This window comes from Actinomadura sp. NBRC 104425 (assembly GCF_030269545.1).
Classification (GTDB): domain Bacteria; phylum Actinomycetota; class Actinomycetes; order Streptosporangiales; family Streptosporangiaceae; genus Spirillospora; species Spirillospora keratinilytica.
The window spans coordinates 264,395-283,133 of sequence record NZ_BSTN01000008.1 but is presented as its reverse complement, the minus strand read 5'-3'; the positions used below and the strand labels follow the sequence as shown (position 1 = coordinate 283,133).

17 protein-coding genes are annotated in these 18,739 nt (G+C 74.9%); 7 read left to right on the top strand and 10 right to left on the bottom strand.

The window, feature by feature from the left end:
• Positions 1 to 58 precede the first annotated feature (58 nt).
• From QSK22_RS15635 to QSK22_RS15620, 4 genes are all read right to left on the bottom strand, one after another.
• Entirely contained in the window at positions 59 to 1,120 is a 1,062-nt protein-coding gene (locus tag QSK22_RS15635; RefSeq protein ID WP_285494885.1) for an NADH-quinone oxidoreductase subunit B family protein, read from the bottom strand.
• A gap of 157 nt (positions 1,121 to 1,277) precedes the next feature.
• A complete protein-coding gene (locus QSK22_RS15630; protein WP_285494884.1) occupies positions 1,278 to 1,634 on the bottom strand; it encodes a hydrogenase maturation nickel metallochaperone HypA/HybF in 357 nt (118 codons plus the stop codon).
• Positions 1,627 to 2,316, bottom strand: a complete 690-nt coding sequence (locus tag QSK22_RS15625; RefSeq protein ID WP_285494883.1) for a hydrogenase maturation protease — start codon at positions 2,314 to 2,316, stop codon at positions 1,627 to 1,629. Before QSK22_RS15625 ends, QSK22_RS15630 begins: the two co-directional genes overlap by 8 nt.
• The gene (locus QSK22_RS15620) at positions 2,313 to 3,746 is read right to left on the bottom strand and encodes a hypothetical protein (RefSeq protein WP_285494882.1); all 1,434 of its coding nucleotides are present in this window, start codon (positions 3,744 to 3,746) and stop codon (positions 2,313 to 2,315) included. The genes QSK22_RS15625 and QSK22_RS15620 overlap by 4 nt, the downstream gene beginning before the upstream one ends.
• A gap of 349 nt (positions 3,747 to 4,095) precedes the next feature.
• Here QSK22_RS15620 and QSK22_RS15615 point away from each other — a divergent pair, with 349 nt between their 5' ends.
• Both QSK22_RS15615 and QSK22_RS15610 read left to right on the top strand, forming a co-directional pair.
• The gene (locus tag QSK22_RS15615; RefSeq protein WP_285494881.1) at positions 4,096 to 4,965 is read left to right on the top strand and encodes a DMT family transporter; all 870 of its coding nucleotides are present in this window, start codon (positions 4,096 to 4,098) and stop codon (positions 4,963 to 4,965) included.
• Complete coding sequence (locus QSK22_RS15610; protein WP_285494880.1) at positions 4,962 to 5,825, top strand: DMT family transporter; 864 nt, start codon at positions 4,962 to 4,964, stop codon at positions 5,823 to 5,825. Before QSK22_RS15615 ends, QSK22_RS15610 begins: the two co-directional genes overlap by 4 nt.
• Here QSK22_RS15610 and QSK22_RS15605 read toward each other — a convergent pair.
• Positions 5,816 to 6,958: an MGDG synthase family glycosyltransferase gene (locus tag QSK22_RS15605; RefSeq protein WP_285494879.1), complete on the bottom strand. Its 1,143-nt coding sequence runs from the start codon at positions 6,956 to 6,958 to the stop codon at positions 5,816 to 5,818. The genes QSK22_RS15610 and QSK22_RS15605 overlap by 10 nt on opposite strands.
• 27 nt (positions 6,959 to 6,985) lie before the next feature.
• Here QSK22_RS15605 and QSK22_RS15600 point away from each other — a divergent pair, with 27 nt between their 5' ends.
• Positions 6,986 to 7,690, top strand: coding sequence for a polysaccharide deacetylase family protein (locus QSK22_RS15600; protein ID WP_285494878.1), 705 nt, complete (start codon positions 6,986 to 6,988; stop codon positions 7,688 to 7,690).
• A 126-nt stretch (positions 7,691 to 7,816) separates the two neighbouring features.
• Here the strand turns inward: QSK22_RS15600 and QSK22_RS15595 are convergent, their stop codons facing one another.
• Complete coding sequence (locus tag QSK22_RS15595; RefSeq protein WP_285494877.1) at positions 7,817 to 8,338, bottom strand: CBS domain-containing protein; 522 nt, start codon at positions 8,336 to 8,338, stop codon at positions 7,817 to 7,819.
• Complete coding sequence (locus QSK22_RS15590; protein ID WP_285494876.1) at positions 8,335 to 8,802, bottom strand: pyridoxamine 5'-phosphate oxidase family protein; 468 nt, start codon at positions 8,800 to 8,802, stop codon at positions 8,335 to 8,337. Before QSK22_RS15590 ends, QSK22_RS15595 begins: the two co-directional genes overlap by 4 nt.
• Positions 8,803 to 9,079: 277 nt before the next feature.
• On the opposite strand from QSK22_RS15590, the gene QSK22_RS15585 reads away from it, so the two are divergent.
• On the top strand, positions 9,080 to 11,440 hold the full coding sequence (locus tag QSK22_RS15585) for a phosphoketolase family protein (RefSeq protein ID WP_285494875.1): 2,361 nt from the start codon (positions 9,080 to 9,082) through the stop codon (positions 11,438 to 11,440).
• A 20-nt stretch (positions 11,441 to 11,460) separates the two neighbouring features.
• On the top strand, positions 11,461 to 12,552 hold the full coding sequence (locus QSK22_RS15580) for an acetate/propionate family kinase (protein ID WP_285494874.1): 1,092 nt from the start codon (positions 11,461 to 11,463) through the stop codon (positions 12,550 to 12,552).
• A gap of 16 nt (positions 12,553 to 12,568) precedes the next feature.
• Here QSK22_RS15580 and QSK22_RS15575 read toward each other — a convergent pair whose 3' ends face one another.
• Entirely contained in the window at positions 12,569 to 13,012 is a 444-nt protein-coding gene (locus tag QSK22_RS15575) for a pyridoxamine 5'-phosphate oxidase family protein (RefSeq protein ID WP_285494873.1), read from the bottom strand.
• A 193-nt stretch (positions 13,013 to 13,205) separates the two neighbouring features.
• Between QSK22_RS15575 and QSK22_RS15570 the strand changes: the two genes are divergently transcribed.
• Positions 13,206 to 14,072 (top strand): universal stress protein, encoded by an 867-nt coding sequence (locus QSK22_RS15570; protein WP_285494872.1) that lies wholly within the window; start codon positions 13,206 to 13,208, stop codon positions 14,070 to 14,072.
• 25 nt (positions 14,073 to 14,097) lie between these two features.
• Here the strand turns inward: QSK22_RS15570 and QSK22_RS15565 are convergent, their stop codons facing one another.
• The gene (locus tag QSK22_RS15565) at positions 14,098 to 14,790 is read right to left on the bottom strand and encodes a response regulator (RefSeq protein WP_285494871.1); all 693 of its coding nucleotides are present in this window, start codon (positions 14,788 to 14,790) and stop codon (positions 14,098 to 14,100) included.
• Between the two features lie 143 nt (positions 14,791 to 14,933).
• Between QSK22_RS15565 and QSK22_RS15560 the strand changes: the two genes are divergently transcribed.
• Positions 14,934 to 16,667 (top strand): GAF domain-containing sensor histidine kinase, encoded by a 1,734-nt coding sequence (locus tag QSK22_RS15560; RefSeq protein WP_502872316.1) that lies wholly within the window; start codon positions 14,934 to 14,936, stop codon positions 16,665 to 16,667.
• A 22-nt stretch (positions 16,668 to 16,689) separates the two neighbouring features.
• Here QSK22_RS15560 and QSK22_RS15555 read toward each other — a convergent pair whose 3' ends face one another.
• Positions 16,690 to 17,940 (bottom strand): multicopper oxidase family protein, encoded by a 1,251-nt coding sequence (locus QSK22_RS15555; protein ID WP_285494870.1) that lies wholly within the window; start codon positions 17,938 to 17,940, stop codon positions 16,690 to 16,692.
• Between the last annotated feature and the right edge of the window lie 799 nt (positions 17,941 to 18,739).

The window sequence follows — 18,739 nt, the reverse complement described above, 5'->3', positions numbered from 1 at the left end:
GTCCCGTTCCGCTGGTGCCGTCCGCCGGTGCCGTGAGCGCCTTCGCCCGCCCCGCCGGCTAGGGCCGGTAGCGCGGGTCGTAGCCGCTGGTGAGCACGTCACGGTTGTGGTGCCACTTGGGTTCCTTGTTCGCCGTGCGGTTGGTGATCGCGCGCAGGCGGCGGATGGCCGCCCCGTACGGCTTGATCGCCAGGGAGGAGAGGCTGCCGCCCGGCGGCTGGTCCATGAACGGCATGAACTTGTCCGGGAAGCCGGGCATGGTGCAGGCGATGCAGATGCCGCCCACGTTCGGGCAGCCGCCCAGGCCGCCCATCCAGCCCCGCTTGGGCACGTTGCAGTTGACGACCGGTCCCCAGCAGCCCACCTTCACCTGGCACTTGGGGGAGTTGTAGTCCTTGGCGAAGTCGGCCTGCTCGTAGTACGCGCCGCGGTCGCAGCCCTCGTGCACCGTCTTGCCGAACAGCCACTGCGGCCGCAGCATCGAGTCCAGCGGCGGCGGGGGCGCCGAGCCGGCCGCGTGGTACAGCACCCACGTCAGCGTCTCCATGAAGTTCTCCGGCTGGATGGGGCAGCCGGGGACGTTGACGATCGGCAGCCCCCCGGCCGACCGGAAGTCCCACCCGAGGTAGTCGGCCAGCCCCATGCAGCCGGTCGGGTTGCCCGCCATGGCGTGGATGCCGCCGTAGGTGGCGCAGGTGCCCGCGGCCACCACCGCCCACGCCCGCGGCGCGAGCACGTCGATCCACCGGTTGAGGGTGATCGGCTCGCCCGTCTCGGGGTCGTTGCCGAACGAGGTCCAATAGCCGTCGCCGTTGATGTTCTCGTTGGGGATCGATCCCTCGATGACGAGGATGAACGGCTCCAGCTCGCCGCGCGCGGCCGCGCGGAACGGGGCGAGGAACTGCTCGCCGCCGGCTGCCGGCGACAGCACCTTGTTGTGCAGGTTCACCTTGGGCAGCCCCGGGATGATGCCGTTCACCACGTCCTCGATCGCGGGCTGCGCCGAGGCGGTCATCGAGACGGTGTCGCCGTCGCAGCTCATCCCCTCGGAGATCCACAGGATCGTGATCTCGTCGATGCCCTCGCGGGCGGGGGCGGTCGCTTCCTGTGCCTTGGTCATGTGCGTGGCCTCCCCTGGATCCGGTCGCGGACACGGTCGTGGACGGCGGCCGCCGGGGCGGCCCCCGTCGGTACGGGCGGCCGGTCGGGGGCGGCCGGATGGCCGCGGGACGGCGGCTCGGCCGTCCGGCGGTCATGGGCGGACGGGGCGGCGTCCATCAGGCACCGTCCCGGACGGAGCCGTCCATGGTGATCGACTCCAGCACGACGTCGTCGTGCCCGGTGACCTCGACGTCCACCCCGCCGCAGTTGGGGCAGGCGACCAGGCGGGCGGCGTCGTCGACCGGCGAGCGGGCGCCGCAGCCGCCGCAGCGCGCCGTCAGCGGCACCACCACCAGGTCCAGGGCGGCGTCCTGGGCGACCGTGCCCGCAGCCGCCATCCGGAAGCCCTGCTCCACGACGCCCGGGTCGACGGCGTGCCCGCCGACGCGCACCCGCACGCCGCGCACCCGCCGCCCGCCGGCCCGGCGCACCGCCGCCTCGACGATCGCCTCGCACATGCCCATCTCATGCATACGCCCGCACCCCTTCCCCGGTCGCGTCCGTCCGGGCCGCCTCTGTCCGGGCCGCCTCTGTCCGGGCCGCCTCTGTCCGGGCCGCCTCTGTCCGGGCCGCCTCTGTCCGGGCCGCCTCCGCGCGGGCCACCTCGGTGACCAGGCGGACGGCCTCCGGCACGGCGGCGGCGACGGGCGGCGACAACCCCATGCGCTCGTCGACGCTCTCGGGGCGGCACCCCACGACCAGTGCGCGGTCCACGGCGCCGCCGAGGCGGTGCAGCAGGCGCAGCACCGTCAGCGGGTCCATGCCGTGCCCGTCGACGACCGGTGCGCAGGTGTCCGCGGCAGCGCCGCCGGTGCCCGCGGCGCCATCGCCGGTGTCGCGGCCGGTGTCGCGGCCGGTGTCATGGCCGGTGTTGTGACCGGTGTCCGAGGCGGTGTCGCCGACGTCGAGGACGGCCAGGGTGCCGGGCGGCCCGTCCAGCGGCACCGCGTCCACCATGATCAGCGTGTCGTGGCGGCCGTCGAGCAGCTCGTAGGCCAGATGCAGGCCGCGGATGCCGTAGTCGGCGACGTCCACGGCGGGCGGCAGATCCGCGGCGTCCAGACGGCGGACCACCTCGACGCCGAAGCCGTCGTCGCCGAGGAACACGTTGCCGATGCCCGCGACGAGGACGCGGCGCGGCCGGTCGCGGCTCATGCGCCCCTCCCCTCGCCGGGCAGCGGCTCGACCTCGTCGGGGCGGAAGTAGCGGAACCGGCCGTACCAGCGGTGCAGGTCGGCGCCGGGGTCGTCCTCGACCGTCACGGCCAGGTGGCGGGCGCCGTCCACGTCCAGCAGCACCGCCTCGACCACGGCGGTCCGGCCCTCAAGGAACGCGTCCTGCGGGTCCGTGCCCTGGGCGCGCGGCCGCAACCGCACCCGGGAGCCCCGGGACACCGGCACGCCGGACACCATGACCTGGTCGTTCTCCGGGGAGACCGAGTCGTCGGCGCCCGGATCCCACCACGGTGCGGACGGGCGCTCCACCGCCGCGCCACCGGACGGGGCGTGGGCGTGCGGGACCGGCCGCCGTGACCGGATCGCGCCGTGCAGCCGCGACAGGACCGCCGGGGGCATCCCCTCGACCTGGTCCAGGATCCGCGCGGCCCGCGGATCGGTCGCCCGCGCCTCCCGCTTCTCGGCGTCGGTCAGGGTGCGCGTGCGCAGCGACAGAATCTCGTCGATCTCGGTCGCGTCGTGCAGGTCGCCGGGGCTCTCCGGCGCCACGCGCGGGTGGTCGTACAAAAGGATCGGCGACGACAGCACCACCTCGCGCCCGCCGGGCTCGCCCGCCAGGACCGGGAAGGTGTGCTGGTTGGTGCACGCGCGGACCGCGTCCGCCGCCCACGCCGGAGGGTCCAGCAGCGACACGAACGCGCCGTCCCGCACGGCGAGCAGGACGTGCGAGGCGATCGGCGACACCCGCAGCGCCTCGTCCCGTGTCGCCTCCACCCGGAAGGTGTCGTTGAGGTTCTCCACGCGCACCCGCAGGCGGAACAGCGGGGGCCGCGTGCGGCACGGCACGGCCGACAGCGCCAGCAGCGCCGTCACCGGCCACCGCCTGCGCACCACGCGCCCCACCGGGCGGCCCGCGTCGTCGGTCAGCGGCTCGACGTCCTCGCCCTCGTCGGCGTGCAGCGTGACGCGGTGCTCCCCGGAGAGCAGGTCGCCGAGGGGCGCCGCCGCGTCGAACTCCCTGGGGACCGCCTCGTCGAAGCTCAGCTCCGGCCGGGAACCGGCGTCCAGGGCGTCGGCGGGCCGGTAGGAGCCGTCCGGCAGCAGCCGCTCCACCGACCGGTGCTGCACCTGCAGGAACCTGACCCGGCAGTCGACGAGGGCGTCGCCGGCGGTCTCCACCAGGCAGTCGGTCTGCTGCCACCAGGTCTCCGCGGACCCCGCCACACCCGCGTCGGCCGGGCCGCGCGCCAGCGTCCACGTCCGCGGCGTGAGGACGCCGAACTGCCAGCGCACCCGGTTCTTGATGGACGAACGGCGGTACGGGTACAGCAGGTAGCCCTCGTAAAGGATCGCGTCGGCCACCGCCCGCGCGGCCTCGAACCCCGCGGTGGCGGCACCGGCCTTCCCCATACGATCGTCCTCCGTTGCGCTGGATTCGCTCGCGGACGGCAGGCGGGGACTTTCCCGGTATAGCAACGGCGCACCGGGGCGGGTAAGTGGCGCCGGACGATAGGTGACGGGCGCACATAGCGGCATATGCGGGAATGCCGAAACGCCGCAGCCGTCCGCGGCGACCGCCCGTGAATCCGCTGATTCCCTTTCCGGGGCGGGCCGCCCAGCGCGCCGCCCGGAGGGCCCTTCCACGTCGACCTCTCGGACTGCTCCGCACGAGGTAAATCGCCAGGCCGGACGGGGGTTGCGCCGGTGAGAAGCGGCACGGGACGGGTACGACGGACCCCATGATTCCGGCGGGGGGCCGGTGAGCACCGTGCTCGCACTGGCGGCGGCCTGCTTCATCGGTGCGGGGTTCGTCGCCCAGCAGCACGTCGCCTACCGCGAGCCGCTGGACGAGATGCTGCACCTGCGGCTGCTCACCCACCTGGTCCGCAAGCGGGTGTGGCTGCTCGGCATCGCCGCCATGGTCTGCGGCCAGGTGCTGGGCGCGCTGGCGCTGACCGGCGCCGACCTCGGCAGCGTGGAGCCGCTGCTGGCCACCAACCTGATCTTCGCGTTCCTGATCGCGCACGCGGTCTACCAGGAATGGCTGAGCCACGCGGCGTGGTGGGGGGCGGTGCTGGTCACCGGAGGGGTCACCGGCTTCCTGGTGTTCGGCCGGCCGCAGGCCGGGCAGGCGGCGGGCCCCACGTCGCCGCGCTGGCTGGCCGCCGGGGCGGTGCTGGCGCTGGCCGCCGCGCTGGCGCTGCTCGCCGCGCCGTGCTCGCTGCGCACCAAGGCCCTGCTGTTCTCCGCCGCGGCGGGCATGATGTTCGGCGTCCAGGACGCGCTGACCCACGGCACGCTGCAGGCCCTCGAGCGCGGCGGCCTGGCCGCCGGCCTGTGGAACTGGCAGCCGTACACCCTGGTCGCCGTCGCCGTGGTGTCGCTGCTGCTGGCGCAGAGCGCGTTCGACGCCGCCCCGCTGGCGATCTCACTGCCCGCCATCACCGCCGCCGAGCCGATCATCGGGATCGTCCTCGGCGTCTTCGTGTTCGCCGAACGCCTGCAGATCACCGCGGGGGCGCTGGCGGCCGAGGTCGCCGGGCTGAGCATGGTCGTGCTCGGCATCGTCGTGCTCGCCCGGGCCCGCTATCCCGGCAAACCGGCGACCACCGGGGACGAACCGCCATGATCATCGCGATCGTGTTCGCCCTGTGCGCCGCGGCGAGCAACGCCCTGTCGTCGGTGCTGCAGCGGCGCGCGGCGCGCTCGGTCGCGCCGGGGGACTCCTTCCAGATGTCGGTTCTGCTGCGCCTGGTGCGCGACACCGGCTGGCTCCTCGGCATCGGCGCGCTGATCGCGGGTTTCCTCTTCCAGGCCGCGGCGCTCACCGTCGGCCAGCTCGCCCTGGTCCAGCCGATCCTGGTGACCGAGCTGCCGTTCACCATGGCCTTCATCTGGCTGCTGCTGGGACGTCGGCTCGACCGCGAGGCGTGGACCGCCGTCGGCGCCATGACCGTCGGCCTGGCCCTCCTGCTGGCCGCGGCCGACCCGGGCCACGGCACCCGCACGCCCCACCGGATCGAGTGGGCGATCGCCATCCTCGTCACGGTCGGGCTGATGGCGTTCCTGGTGTCGTCGTCGCGGGCGGTCCGCGGCCCGCGACGCGCGGTGCTGCTGGCGGTGGCGAGCGGGCTGGGGTTCTCCTTCACCGCCGCGCTCATGAAGGAGGCCACCCTCGCCATCCCCGGCGGCGCGGTCGCGGTGCTGACCTCCTGGGCCTTGTACGCCATGGTGGCGGCGGGGCTGGCGAGCCTGGTGCTGCTGCAGGACGCCCTGCGCAGCGGCACGCTGGTGGCCGTGCAGCCGGGGCTCAACGTGACCGACCCGGTCGCCAGCATCGCCTACGGCGTCGGCCTGTTCGGCGAGTCGATCCGCCTGGGCGGCTGGGCGGTGCCGGAGCTGCTGGGCATCGGCCTGATCCTCTACGGCAGCATCCACCTCGCCCGGCCGCTGCGCGACCACGACGGCGGCGCCGACGCCTACGACTGAGGCGCGCTCGGCGCCGCCGCGAAGGCACCGCCGAGCAGCAGCGCCTCGGCGGACGGCGCGGCGAACAGGGCGGCGCCGGCGGCGACCAGCCGGGCGCGTTCCGCGGGATCGGCCAGCCGGTCCAGCGCGGCCAAAAGGTCCCGGGGGCCGCCGGCGTGGACGCTCAGCCCGGCGCGCGCCATGGCCAGCGCGCCGTCGCGGCCGTGGCCGGGGATCGGCCGGTAGGAGACCACCGGCAGCCCGGCCGCGAACGCCTCCCGGCAGGTCAGCCCGGCGGCGTTGTCGACCAGCGCGTACGCGTCCGCCATCAGCGCGGGCAGGTCGTCGCGCCAGCCCAGGGCCAGGCCGGGCCGGACCGCGGCCAGGCGGCGGCGCAACCGCTCGTTGCGGCCGCACAGCACGACCGGCAGATACCGCCCCGAACCCGCCAGCACGCGCGCGGCCTCGGCCACCTCGCCGACCCCCCACGATCCGGCCGAGACCAGCACCAGCCGGTCGTCCGGCCGCACGCCGAGCCGCTCTCGGACCCGCCGGACCGCCGCCCGCGCGGCCGGCGGGCGGCGGAACGCCGGGCCGGTGAGCGGGGCGCAGCACGCCGCCGGACGCCCGGTCAGCGCGGTCACGCGCCGCGCGGTCGCCGGGGACGGGCACAGGTAGCGGTCGTTGCCCGGATGCAGCCACATCCGGTGCACGGCGAAGTCGGTCAGCAGCACCGTGCTCGGCACGGCGAGCAGGCCCCGGCCGCGCAGCCGCCCGGCCGCCTGCGCGGCCACGTGGAACGTGGTGACGACCTCGCCCGGACGGCGGCCCGCCACCAGCCGCCGCAGGCGGGCGGCGGCCAGCACCGTCAACGGCGAGTCCCAGGCGCAGGCCCGCCGGTGCCGCCGGGGCGGCGGGGGAGCGAAGAACACCCGGTAGATCAGCGCGTACAGCCACGGCGCCGACCGCATCATCCAGCCGTACCAGCGGCGCAGCCCGCCGCCCAGCCCGAGCGGCAGCAGCTCCAGCAGGTCCACCACCTCGGCCGCGCCGCCGGCCGCCGCGAGCCGCCGGGCCAGCTCGGCGGCGACGCCGTCGTGCCCGGCGCCCATGCTCGCGCTGACGATCAGCACGCTGTGTCGCGCTGGCGTCACCGTCCGGCATGGCGCAGACTGGGGAGGGTGGCCCGCGCCGCGCTGACGCTCACCGGCCTGGCCCTGCTGCACGCGGGGCCCGCCGCGTCCTGGCTGCCCGCCGTGCGCCGCCGCCTGCCGGGGCTGGCGGGCGTCGGCCGCGCCGGGCACGTCGCGCTGACCTTCGACGACGGGCCGGACCCCCACTCCACGCCGCTGTTTCTGGACGAGCTGCGGCGGCTCGGCTGCCGGGCCACCTTCTTCCTTCTGGGCGACATGCTGCGCCGCCACCCCGAGCTGGGCCGCCGGATCGCCGCCGAGGGCCACGAGACCGCCGTGCACGGCTGGGCCCACCGCAACGCGCTGGTGACGCGCCCCGGCCGGGTGACCGCCGAGATCGCCCGCGCCGCCGACCTCGTCGCCGCCGTCACCGGCGCCGAACCGGTCTGGTACCGGCCCCCCTACGGGGTGCTGAGCGCCGAGGCGCTGGCGGCGGCCCGCCGCCGCGGGCTGCGGCCGGTGCTGTGGACGGCATGGGGCAGGGATTGGACGCGCACGGCGACGCCGGCGTCGGTGCTGGCCGCGCTCGCCCCCGGCCTGCGGGGCGGGGCCACCGTCCTGCTCCACGACTCCGACTGCACCTCCGCTCCGGATTCCTGGCGGGCGGCGCTCGGCGCCCTGCCCGGCCTGGTGGCCCGCTGCGCCGACCTCGGCCTGCAGGTGGGGCCGCTGCGGGAGCACGGCGTCCGCTGAAAAGGGCCGCCCGCGCACCGGACACGGCGCGCGCCGGTCCGGTGGCGGTGCGTCACCACACGTTCCACCCGTCTGCCCGGTGGACCGCCCGGCCAAACCACCCCGGCCCGCGGGCGCGGGGCCGGGTCAGTCCGGAGGGACCGCGCTGTGCGGAGCGGAGTCCCGCCGCTGCTCGGGGAGCACCGGTTCCATCCGGTACATCGACGGCGTGCACGAGCCGCGCGTGCGGTCGGGGCCGGGGACCCCGGCCAGCGCCGCGACCAGGTCGCGGGCGGTGACCAGGCCGACGAGCTCGCCGTGCTCGCCGATCACCGTCACGTAGTCGCGCTCGACCGCCAGCATCGCGGCGGCGGCCTGCGCGAGGGTGGCCTCGGGCCGCACGCACATGGGGCCCCGGCGCGGCAGCAGGGTCGTGACCGCCCTGCGGGCGCCCAGCGGGCTGGACGGCTCCCACGTGGCCGTGAGCGTCGCCGCGTCGACGACGCCCAGGCAGTGTCCGCCGCCGTCCACCACCGGCAGATGGTGGACGCGCGCCCGGCACATCAGCTCCCAGGCCATCAGCACGGTCTCCTCGGCGGTGACGGTCAGCAGGTCCGTCGTCATCACCTCGGCGACCGTGCGCAGGTTCGGCGGCCTGCGCGTGTTCACGACTCCTCCCCGGCATGGGCGCAGACGGCGTCCCGCTGGGGCGGCCGCACGATGCGGCGGCCGCTGACCTGCCGCGCGGTGACGCGGATGAAGTGGTCCCGCATCCCCGGCGACCACGGCGTCAGCGGCAGCCGCGCCAGCCGGTCCCGCTCGGCCGGCGACGTCACGGCCCGGGCGGGCCCGATCAGGGTGACCGACCAGCCGGTGCGGCTCGCCTCGTCGAAGTCGTCGGCCTCGAACGCGACGATGGCGCCCCGGGTCGCCGCGGCCAGCTTCGACCCGGGCACTGTCCGGATGATCACGCTGTCGTCGGCGTCGAGGACGAAGTTCACCGGCTGGATCGCCGGCAGCGCACGGTCGGTGAAAACGATCCTGCCGATCGGCACCGACCGCATCAGGTCCAGGCACTCGCGCGTGCCGATGACCTGAAGCCCGCAGCGGGCGTCTGTTGTGTCGTGCCTCATATCGTGCCTCACGTTCTCCGTTCCGGCGCTGCCCTCATTCCTCCACTGTCGGCCCGCGCACGGGCGCTTGGGCAGGGTCGAACGTCACCGGATGCGGGGACGTCGGCGCCCGGACGGATCCCCGGGTGCGGACCTTCGTCCCTGTCGCCGCCGGTGCGGGCGGTGGTGCGATTGCCGTGCCCGGCCGCGGGGAGGTCGTCCAGATGCGGAACGCTCCGCGGACCTCAGGCGGCGGACCGGTCCCCGCCGCAGGCACCGACAAGGCGAAGGAACCGCCATGAAGCAAGCCGAAGCGCTGACCGACCACGACGTGCGACTGATCGACGCGTACTGGAGGGCCGCCAACTACCTGTCCGCCGGGCAGATCTACCTGCTCGACAACCCCCTGCTGCGCGAGCCGCTGCGCCGCGAGCACATCAAGCCGCGGCTGCTCGGCCACTGGGGCACCTCCCCGGGGCTGAACTTCTGCTACGCCCACCTCAACCGCGTGATCAAGGCCCGCGACCTGGACATGATCTACATCATGGGGCCCGGGCACGGCGGCCCGGCGGCGGTCGCCAACGCCTGGCTGGAGGGCACCTACAGCGAGGTCTACCCGCACGTGCCGCAGGACGCGGCCGGCATGGCGCGGCTGTTCCGGCAGTTCTCCTTCCCCGGCGGGGTGCCGAGCCACGTCGCGCCCGAGACGCCCGGATCGATCCACGAGGGCGGCGAGCTGGGGTACGCGCTGGCGCACGCCTACGGCGCGGCGTTCGACAACCCGGGCCTGGTGGTGGCGTGCATCGTCGGCGACGGGGAGGCCGAGACCGGCCCGCTGGCGGCCGCCTGGCACTCCACCAAGTTCCTCGACCCGGTGCGCGACGGCGCGGTGCTGCCGATCCTGCACCTGAACGGCTACAAGATCGCCAACCCGGCGGTGCTGGCCCGCATCCCCGAGGACGAGCTGGTGTCCCTGCTGCGCGGCTACGGCCACCGCCCGATCCTGCTCAGCGGGGACGACCCGGAGCAGATGCACCGGGCGATGGCGGCCGCGCTGGACGAGGCCCTGGACGAGATCGCCCGCATCCAGGCCGCGGCCCGCTCCGGGACGCTCGCCGGACGGCCCCGCTGGCCGATGATCGTGCTGCGCACCCCCAAGGGCTGGACGGGCCCCAAGGAGGTGGACGGCGTGCCCGTGGAGGGCACCTGGCGGTCCCACCAGGTGCCGCTGGCGGGCGTCCGCGACGACCCCCGGCACCTGGCGATGCTGGAGGCGTGGCTGCGGTCCTACCGGCCCGAGGAGCTGTTCGACGCCGACGGCCGTCCGCTGCCCGAGCTGCGCGCGGCCGCGCCGGCGGGGGAGCGGCGGATGAGCGCCAACCCGCACGCCAACGGCGGGCTCCTGCTGCGGCCCCTCGTCCTGCCCGACTTCCGCGCCTACGCGGTCGCGGTCGACCGGCCGGGCGCCGGCTCCGCCGAGCCGACCCGCGTCCTGGGCGCGTACCTGCGCGAGGTCGTGGCGGCCAACCCGCGCAACTTCCGCATCATGGGCCCGGACGAGACCGCCTCCAACCGGCTGGGCGCGGTGTTCGACGTCACCGACCGCGTCTTCACCGGGGACCGTTACCCGACCGACGAGCACCTGGGGCCGCACGGCCGGGTCATGGAGGTGCTCAGCGAGCACCTGTGCCAGGGCTGGCTGGAGGGCTACCTGCTGACCGGGCGGCACGGGCTGTTCAACAGCTACGAGGCGTTCGTCCACATCGTCGACGCCATGTTCAACCAGCACGCCAAGTGGCTGAAGGTCGCCCGGCAGCTGCCGTGGCGGCGGCCCGTCGCCTCGCTGAACTACCTGCTGTCGTCGCACGTGTGGCGGCAGGACCACAACGGGTTCACCCACCAGGACCCCGGCTTCCTGGACGTGGTGATGAACAAGAAACCCGAGATCATCCGGGTCTACCTGCCGCCGGACGCCAACACCCTGCTGTCGGTGGCCGACCACTGCCTGCGCTCGCGCGACTACGTCAACGTCGTCGTCGCGGGCAAGCAGCCGTCCCCGAACTGGCTGTCGGTGGACGAGGCCGTCCTGCACTGCACCCGCGGCATCGGCATCTGGGAGTGGGCCAGCACCGACGGCGGCGCCGACCCGGACGTGGTGCTGGCCTGCGCGGGCGACGTGCCCACCCTGGAGGCGCTGGCCGCCGCCGACCTGCTGCGGCGCCACTTCCCCGAGCTGCGGGTGCGGCTGGTCAACGTGGTGGACCTGATGCGGCTGCAGCCGGACTCCGAGCATCCGCACGGGCTGAGCGACGCCGAGTTCGACGCGCTGTTCACCGCCGACAAGCCGATCATCTTCGCCTTCCACGGCTACCCGTACCTGATCCACCGGCTCACCTACCGCCGCGCCGGCCACCGCAACCTGCACGTGCGCGGCTACAAGGAGGAGGGCACCACCACGACCCCGTTCGACATGGTCATGCTCAACGACCTGGACCGCTACCACCTGGTCATGGACGTCATCGACCGGGTGCCGTCGCTGGGCGGGCGGGTGGCGCACGTCCGCCAGCGCATGATCGACAAGCGGCTGGCCCTGCGCGCCTACACCCGCGAGCACGGCGAGGACGCGCCCGAGGTCCGCGACTGGACCTGGCCCGGCTGAGCCCGCGAGGAGGCAGCGAAATGCGGATACTGACCGTCAACCCCGGGTCCAGCAGCCTCAAGCTGAGCCTGCTGGACGACGACGCCCCGCCGACCCGCGCCGAGATCGCCGCCGGCGACGGGGGACGGCAGTCCGAGCGCCTGGCCGCCGCGGTGGCGCGGATGCCGCGGCCCGACGCGGTGGGGCTGCGGTTCGTGCACGGCGGCCGCGACCTCGTCGAGCCGGTGGTCGTCGACGACCGGGTGACCGAGCGGCTGTACCGGCTGGTGGACCTGGCGCCGGTGCACCAGCCGCTGTCGCTGTACGCGCTGGGCGAGATCGGCCGGGCCCTGCCCGGCGTCCCGGTCGTCGGCTGCTTCGACACCGCCTTCCACGCGCACCTGCCCGAGGCCGCCGCGACCTACGCCGTCCCGGCGGAGTGGCGTGAGCGCCACGGCCTGCGCCGCTACGGCTTCCACGGCCTGTCCTACGCCTACGCCACCCGGCGCGCGGGCGAGCTGCTGCGGGCCGATCCCGCCGCGCTGCGCATGGTGGTCTGCCATCTGGGGGCGGGCGCCTCGCTGGCGGCGGTCGCCGGCGGCCGCTCGGTGGACACCACGATGGGCTTCACCCCGCTGGAGGGGCTGGTCATGGCCGAACGCGCCGGGAGCATCGACCCCGGCATCCCGCTGTGGCTGATCCGGCACGGGCTGTCCGCCGAGGAGGTCGGCGACGCGCTGGAGCACCGCTCCGGCCTGCGCGGGCTGGCGGGCACCGGCGACATGCGGCGGCTGCGCGCCCGGGCCGCCGACGGCGACGAGACCGCCGCCCTCGCGCTGGACGTCTACCACCACCGGCTGCGCGCCTGCGCCGCCGCGATGGCCGCCGCGCTCGGCGGCATGGACGCGCTGGTGTTCACCGGCGGCGTCGGCGAGCACGATGCCGAGACGCGGCGCCGCCTCGCCGCGGACCTGTCCCACCTCGGCGTCGCCGTCGACCCCGAGGTGAACGCGGCCGCCCGCGGCGACGCCGAGATCACCGCCGCGGGCGCCCCCGTCCGCACCCTGGTGGTCACCGCGCGCGAGGACGTGGAGATCGCCGCGGGTGTGCGGGCCGCCCTCGGCTCCGCCTGAGGGCCGGGCGCCGCTCCTACCGGGAGGCCGCCTGGTCTGCCGAGTCGGGGGAGGGGACCGGGATGCGGCGCCCGGAGTACATCTGCGGACGGATGCGGACGAACTTCTCGCGCTCTCCCGGGGCCCACGGCGTCAGCGGCAGCCGGCGCAGCTCCTCCAGCTCGCCGGGATCGGTGACGACGCGGGCATGGCCGACGACCACCACCGACCAGCCGGTGCGGGTGGCGGCGTCGAAGTCGTCGGCCTCGAACGCGACGACGGCGCCCCGGACCGCCGCGGCCAGCTTGGACCCGTTGGACGTGCGGATCACCACCTCGTCGTCCACCAGCGCGAAGTTGACCGGCTGCACCGCGGGCAGGGCCCGGTCGGTGAACACGATGCGGCCGACGGGAGCGCTTGCCAGCAGGGCACGGCACTGGTCGGCGTCCAGGATCTCCAGTCCGCTGCGATCGAGAGGCATGCCCCTCAGCCTCTCGCCGGTCCGCGCGCCGACACCAGGGACGAAGGTCCCTGGACGAAGCCGGGGCGGCCGTGTCCGGAACGGTTTCATCGCCGCAGCCCACCGCCACTGGACGGTTCGGAAAGGGGCTTTCGGCCCTACGGCGGCGCGCGCGGACGAGGGTCGATGGAGATGAGAGGACGAGGAGGGCGCCATGGCGCACGGTTCGCACGTGCTCGTCGGCTACGACGCGACACGGGAGAGTGAGCGGGCGCTGCGGTGGGCGGCCGAGGAGGCCCGGCTGCGCGGGCTGCCGCTGCGCGTGTGCCACGCGTGGCGATGGCCGTACCCCGTCGGCTACGTCGACCACGAGTGCATGGCCAGGGTCCGCCGGATCGGCGAGCACATCCTCGACCGCGGGGTCGCCCTGGCCGGCGACGTCGCGCCCACGGTGCGGACGCAGAGGCAGCTGGTGGACGGCCCTGCCGACGCGGCGCTGACGCACCACGCCCACGGCGCGGAGCTGATCGTGGTGGGCTCGCGCGAAGGCGGCGACGTGTCCGCCGGGTCGATCGCGCTGCGGCTGCCCGCCCGCGCGCGCCGCCCGGTGGTGGTCGTGCGCGCCACCGGCACCCGGTCCGGCGAGGTGGTCGTCGGCGTCGACGGTTCGGCGGCCGGCGACGCGGCGCTGGCGCTGGCCTTCGAGGAGGCCGAGCTGCGCGGCTGGCGGGTGCGGGCCGTCTACGGCTGCTGGGAGCCCGGCGCGGCGCGCGACTGCGACCTGGGGCTGTTCAACGACCGGGAGAAGCTGCGCCGGATCTGCCGGGAGCGCCTGGACCGCGCGGTCGCGCCCTGGCGTGCCCGGCACCCGCGGGTCGAGGCCGAGACCGCCCTGGTGGTGGAGCCGCCGCGGCAGGCGCTGTTCGCCGCCGCCGAGACCGCCGACCTCGTCGTGGTCGGCAACCGCGGTACGGGCGGGCTGGAGCCGTCGGAGCTGGGGACGACCAGCACCGCGCTGCTGCGGCAGGTGCCGTGCACGGTCGCCGTCGTGCAGGCCGGCGGGTGGTTCGCCGAGTACTGACGGGCCGGGCCCGGCGGGGTGCGGTTCAGCGGTCGCGTGCGGCGTCGGCGCGGGACCCCTCCGCCCGAAGCTGGGCGGCCAGCGCGGCGGCCTGCGTGCGGCGGCTCATGCCCAGCTTGGCGAACAGGTTGGAGACGTAGTTCTTGACGGTCTTCTCGGCCAGGAACATCCGCTCGCCGATCTGCCGGTTCGTCAGGCCCTCGCCGATCAGCTCCAGGATCTGCCGCTCCTGGTCCGACAGCGCGGCCAGGGGGTCCTTGCGCTCCTGCCGTTCGCGCAGCCGCTGCAGCATCCGCTGGGTGCTGCGGGGGTCCAGCAGCGACTGCCCGGACGCGACGGTGCGCACCGCGCCGACCAGGTCCGAGCCGTGGATCTGCTTGAGCACGTACCCGGCGGCGCCGGCCATCACCGCGTCGAACAGGGCGTCCTCGTCGTCGAACGAGGTCAGCATCAGGCAGGCGATCTCGGGCTGACGGGAACGGACCTCGCGGCAGACGCTCACCCCGTCGCCGTCCGGCAGCCGCACGTCCAGCACGGCCACGTGCGGGCGCGCCGCCGGGATGCGGGCCAGCGCCTGCTCGGCCGAGCCCGCCTCGCCGACGATCTCGATGTCGTCCTCGGCCGACAGCAGGGCGGCGACGCCGCGGCGCACCACCTCATGATCGTCCAGGAGAAAGACCCGGATAATCTGGTTTTTGTCGGCCGTTGGGTCCGTCATGACATCAGTCCCCTAGTCTCGTGGTGTCGTCCATTGTTCGACGCTAGCCGCAAGGCGAGGGGGCGAACGGCGCCAAGGTCCCCGATCCGGGGGACCAAGGTCCCGAAATGGACGCCGGACCGCAGACGAGAAATGCTGAACGGGTGATCCACGACAACGGCTCCGGGGAAGAGGCCCGGCCCATGCTGCCCCATCTGCGGCTGGACGACCTGCTGGCCGAGCTGCAGGCGCGGCTGGAGGCCGCCCGCGGCACCCGCGACCGGATGCACGCCCTGCTGGAGGCGGTCGTCTCCATCGGCGGCGAGCTGGACCTGGAGACGGTGCTGCACCGCATCGTCGAGGCCGCCACCACGCTGGTGGACGCCCGGTACGGCGCGCTCGGCGTGATCGGCGAGGAGGGCGAGCGGCTCGTCGAGTTCATCACCGTGGGCGTGGCGGACCGGCGGATCGAGGAGATCGGGCACTGGCCGCACGGCCACGGCATCCTCGGCCTGCTCATCAAGGAGCCGCGGCCGCTGCGGCTGGCCGACCTGACCACCCACCCCGAGGCCTACGGGTTCCCGCCGGGCCATCCGACGATGCGCACGTTCCTGGGCGTGCCGATCCGGGTCCGCGACGAGGTCTTCGGCAACCTGTACCTGACCGAGAAGACCGGCGGCGCGCAGTTCGACGAGGAGGACGAGTCGGTCGTCGTCGCCCTGGCCACCGCCGCCGGGGTGGCGATCGAGAACGCCCGGCTGTACGAGGAGACGCGGCGCCGGGAGCGCTGGCTGGAGGCCTCGGCGGAGATCTCCACCGCGCTGCTGTCGGGCACCGACCCGCACGAGGTCACCGACCTGGTCGCCCAGCGCGCCCGGCAGATCGCCGACGCCGACCTGGCCGCGGTGTGGCTGACCGACGAGCCGGGCGGCGAGCTGCGGATGGAGGCCGCCGCGGGCGCGCACGCCGAACAGCTGCGCGGTCTGTGCGTCCCGCTGGACGACGGCACCGCCGAGCAGGTGCCCGCCCGCGTGTTCCGCACCGGCGCCACGCTGCGCCTGGAGGAGGGCGGGGCGGCGCCGTGGAGCGTCGAGCCGCCCGCCGGACTGCGGGACGGCGCCGTGCTGGCCGTGCCGCTGGGGCTCGGCGACTCCGCCCGCGGCGTGCTCGTCCTGCTCAACGCGCCGCTGTCGCAGGCGTTCGACGCCGCCGCCCAGCGGCTGCTGGAGGCGTTCGCGGGCCAGGCCGCGGTGGCGCTGGAGCTGGCCGGGCGGCGCCGCGACGCCGAGCGCCTGGCCCTGCTGGAGGACCGCGACCGCATCGCCCGGGACCTGCACGACACGGTGATCCAGCGGCTGTTCGCCACGGCCATGACGCTGATGAGCGCGAGCAAGATCACTCAGCGGCGGGACGTGGCGGTCCGGGTGCAGCGCGCGGTGGACGACCTGGACGACACCATCCGGCAGATCCGCTCCACCATCTTCGCCCTGCAGACCGCGCCCGACGAGGAGAGCCTGCGCAGCCGGCTGCACGCCGTCGCCGACGCGGCGACCGCCAACCTCGGCTTCGCCCCGTCGGTGCGGCTGGACGGCCTGCTGGACACCGCCGTCCCCGAGGGCGTCGGCGAGCATCTGCTGGCCGTCGCGCGGGAGGCGCTGTCCAACGTCGCCCGGCACGCGCAGGCCACCGAGGCGAAGGTGACCGTCGAGGTCGGCGACGAGGAGGTGGTGCTGCAGGTGGAGGACGACGGCGTGGGCATCCCCGAGGGCGGCCGCCGCAGCGGGCTGCGCAACATGGCCGAGCGCGCCGAGGGGCTGGGCGGCTCCTTCTGGACCCGCACCCGTCCCGGGGGCGGAACCCTGCTGGTGTGGCGCGCGCCCCTGGACGCAGCGGACTGACCGCCGCCGGCGGCCGCCCGCGTCAGCGGGCCGCGCGGATGAGGTACGGCCGCATCCTCTCGTGGTCCTCGTGCTCCAGCAGGTGGCAGTGCCACACGAACCGGCCCGCCCGGTCGAACCGCGCCTTGACGCGGGTGATCGTGTCCGGGAGGGCGAGCACGGTGTCTTTGTAGCCTCGTTCCCACGCCTCCGGCGACCGGGCCCGCCGCCCGCGCCGCTGCCGGTCGACGACCTGGAAGTGCACCTCGTGGATGTGGATGGGGTGCGCGTCCGCCGTGGTGTTGTGGATCTCCCAGATCTCGGTCGTCCCCGCCACCGGGTCCTCGGTGACGGGCGCGTCCCAGGCAAGGGGGACCGGCCTGCCGCCGCGGTCGAGGGTGCCGAGGAACACCGCCCTGGGGCCGATGCCTTTCAGCCGGGCGGAGCCCGCCTCGCTCAGGGAGACCCGCCGGGTGCGGCGGGCCGCGCCCAGCGGCTGGAACGCCGGGAGCGTGAGCTGCTCGGGAGGCGTCGACCGGTCCGGGCCGGCGAGGGGGCGCACCGTGAACTTCATGACCTGCCCGGTGGTCCGCGGGTTCGCGGGCGCGAAGTCGGTTCCGGCCGTCCCGCCCCGGAAGGCCGTGTCCGGCCCCTCGTTGATCAGGTACAGCTCGGTGCCGGCGGGCAGGCCCGTGAAGTCGATGATGACGTCGGCGCGTTCGGCGGGCGCGATGAGCAGCCGGTCGAGCCGGACGGGCGCCGGCAGGAAGCCGCCGTCGCCGCCGATCTGCCACGGGGTGAGCGCTGCGGACGCGGGGCGCCGCGCCAGCGGATCGGTGACGATCTTCAGGATCAGGGTGCGCCCGTTGCAGCCGTTGAGGAGGCGGAACCGGTAGCGGCGCGGTTCGACCGGCAGCACCGGCCAGGTCCGGCCGTTGGCGAGCATCGCGTCGGCGAAGAACTCCGGGTTCCAGATGGGGGAGATGTCGCTCGCCGGGACGTAGGGCCCCTTGAATCCGTCGAACGCGGCCCGGCTCGCCGGATAGGACAGGCTCCCGTCGGCGTTGAACGACCGGTCCTGGATGACGATGGGGATCTCGTAGTACCGCGTGCCGGGCGGGTCGCCGAGTCTCGGCGCGGGACCGGGCAGCACGCCCCGGCCGAGGTCCGCGGGCCCGCCGCGCAGAAGGTAGAAGCCCGCCAGGCCGGCGTACACGTTGAGGCGGGTGATGCCCAGGCAGTGGTCGTGGAACCACAGCGTGGCGGGCGGGTCGTGGTTGTCGTAGCGGAACACCGCGTCCCCCGGCCCCAGCGGGTCGCGTGTCTGGCCTCGGATCTCCGTCTGAATTCGTCGTAGAAGGATCCGACGGAGGCGTAGCCCCGGGGGATGTCGCGCGCGGCCGGCAGATACCACGCCTCGGTGTACCCGTCGTTCTCCTCGCCGTTCAGCCCTCCGTGCAGGTGCGTCACGATGGGCACCGGCCCGGTGTACGGCCCCGGGGTCGAGGTGAAGGAGGGGCGGGAGTCGCGCCCCGACGCGCCTCCCGGCGGGTTGGCCCAGTGCAGCGTGGGGTCCACCGGCAGCAGGTGCGGCAGGTACCTCCCCCGGGCGTCCACCAGCTCGTTGACCCATCGGACCTCGACCGGCCGGTCGGCCTGCGCCTCGATGGTGCAGGCGGGGAAGTGGAACGTCTCCGGGTGCCGGGGGGACCCGTACCCCCACACGGTCGTGGCCGGGCTGCCCGGCGGGAGCAGCCGCTGGCGGAACTGGCGCACGGCGATCGTGTACCGGTCGGTGCCGCCGCGGCGGTCCGGCGGCATCACCGGCGGTATCACCAGCTCGGCCGCGTATTTCTTGATCTTCGCGGGGTCGAGCGGGGCGGCCCTGCCCGCACCGGTCCGCGCGGCCGCCGGGGCGGGCAGGAGAAGGCCCGCTCCGCCCGCCGCCCCCGCCTGCAAGATGCGCCGCCTGCTGATCATCTTCCCCCCGTTCGCCGTCGCGTCGGAATGGGCGCCATGGCGTGTGAAATTGCGCGTACCCGGACGAAGTTGGCGCATTCTCTGCCGGGCGGCGCCGGGCGGCCCGCGAGGCC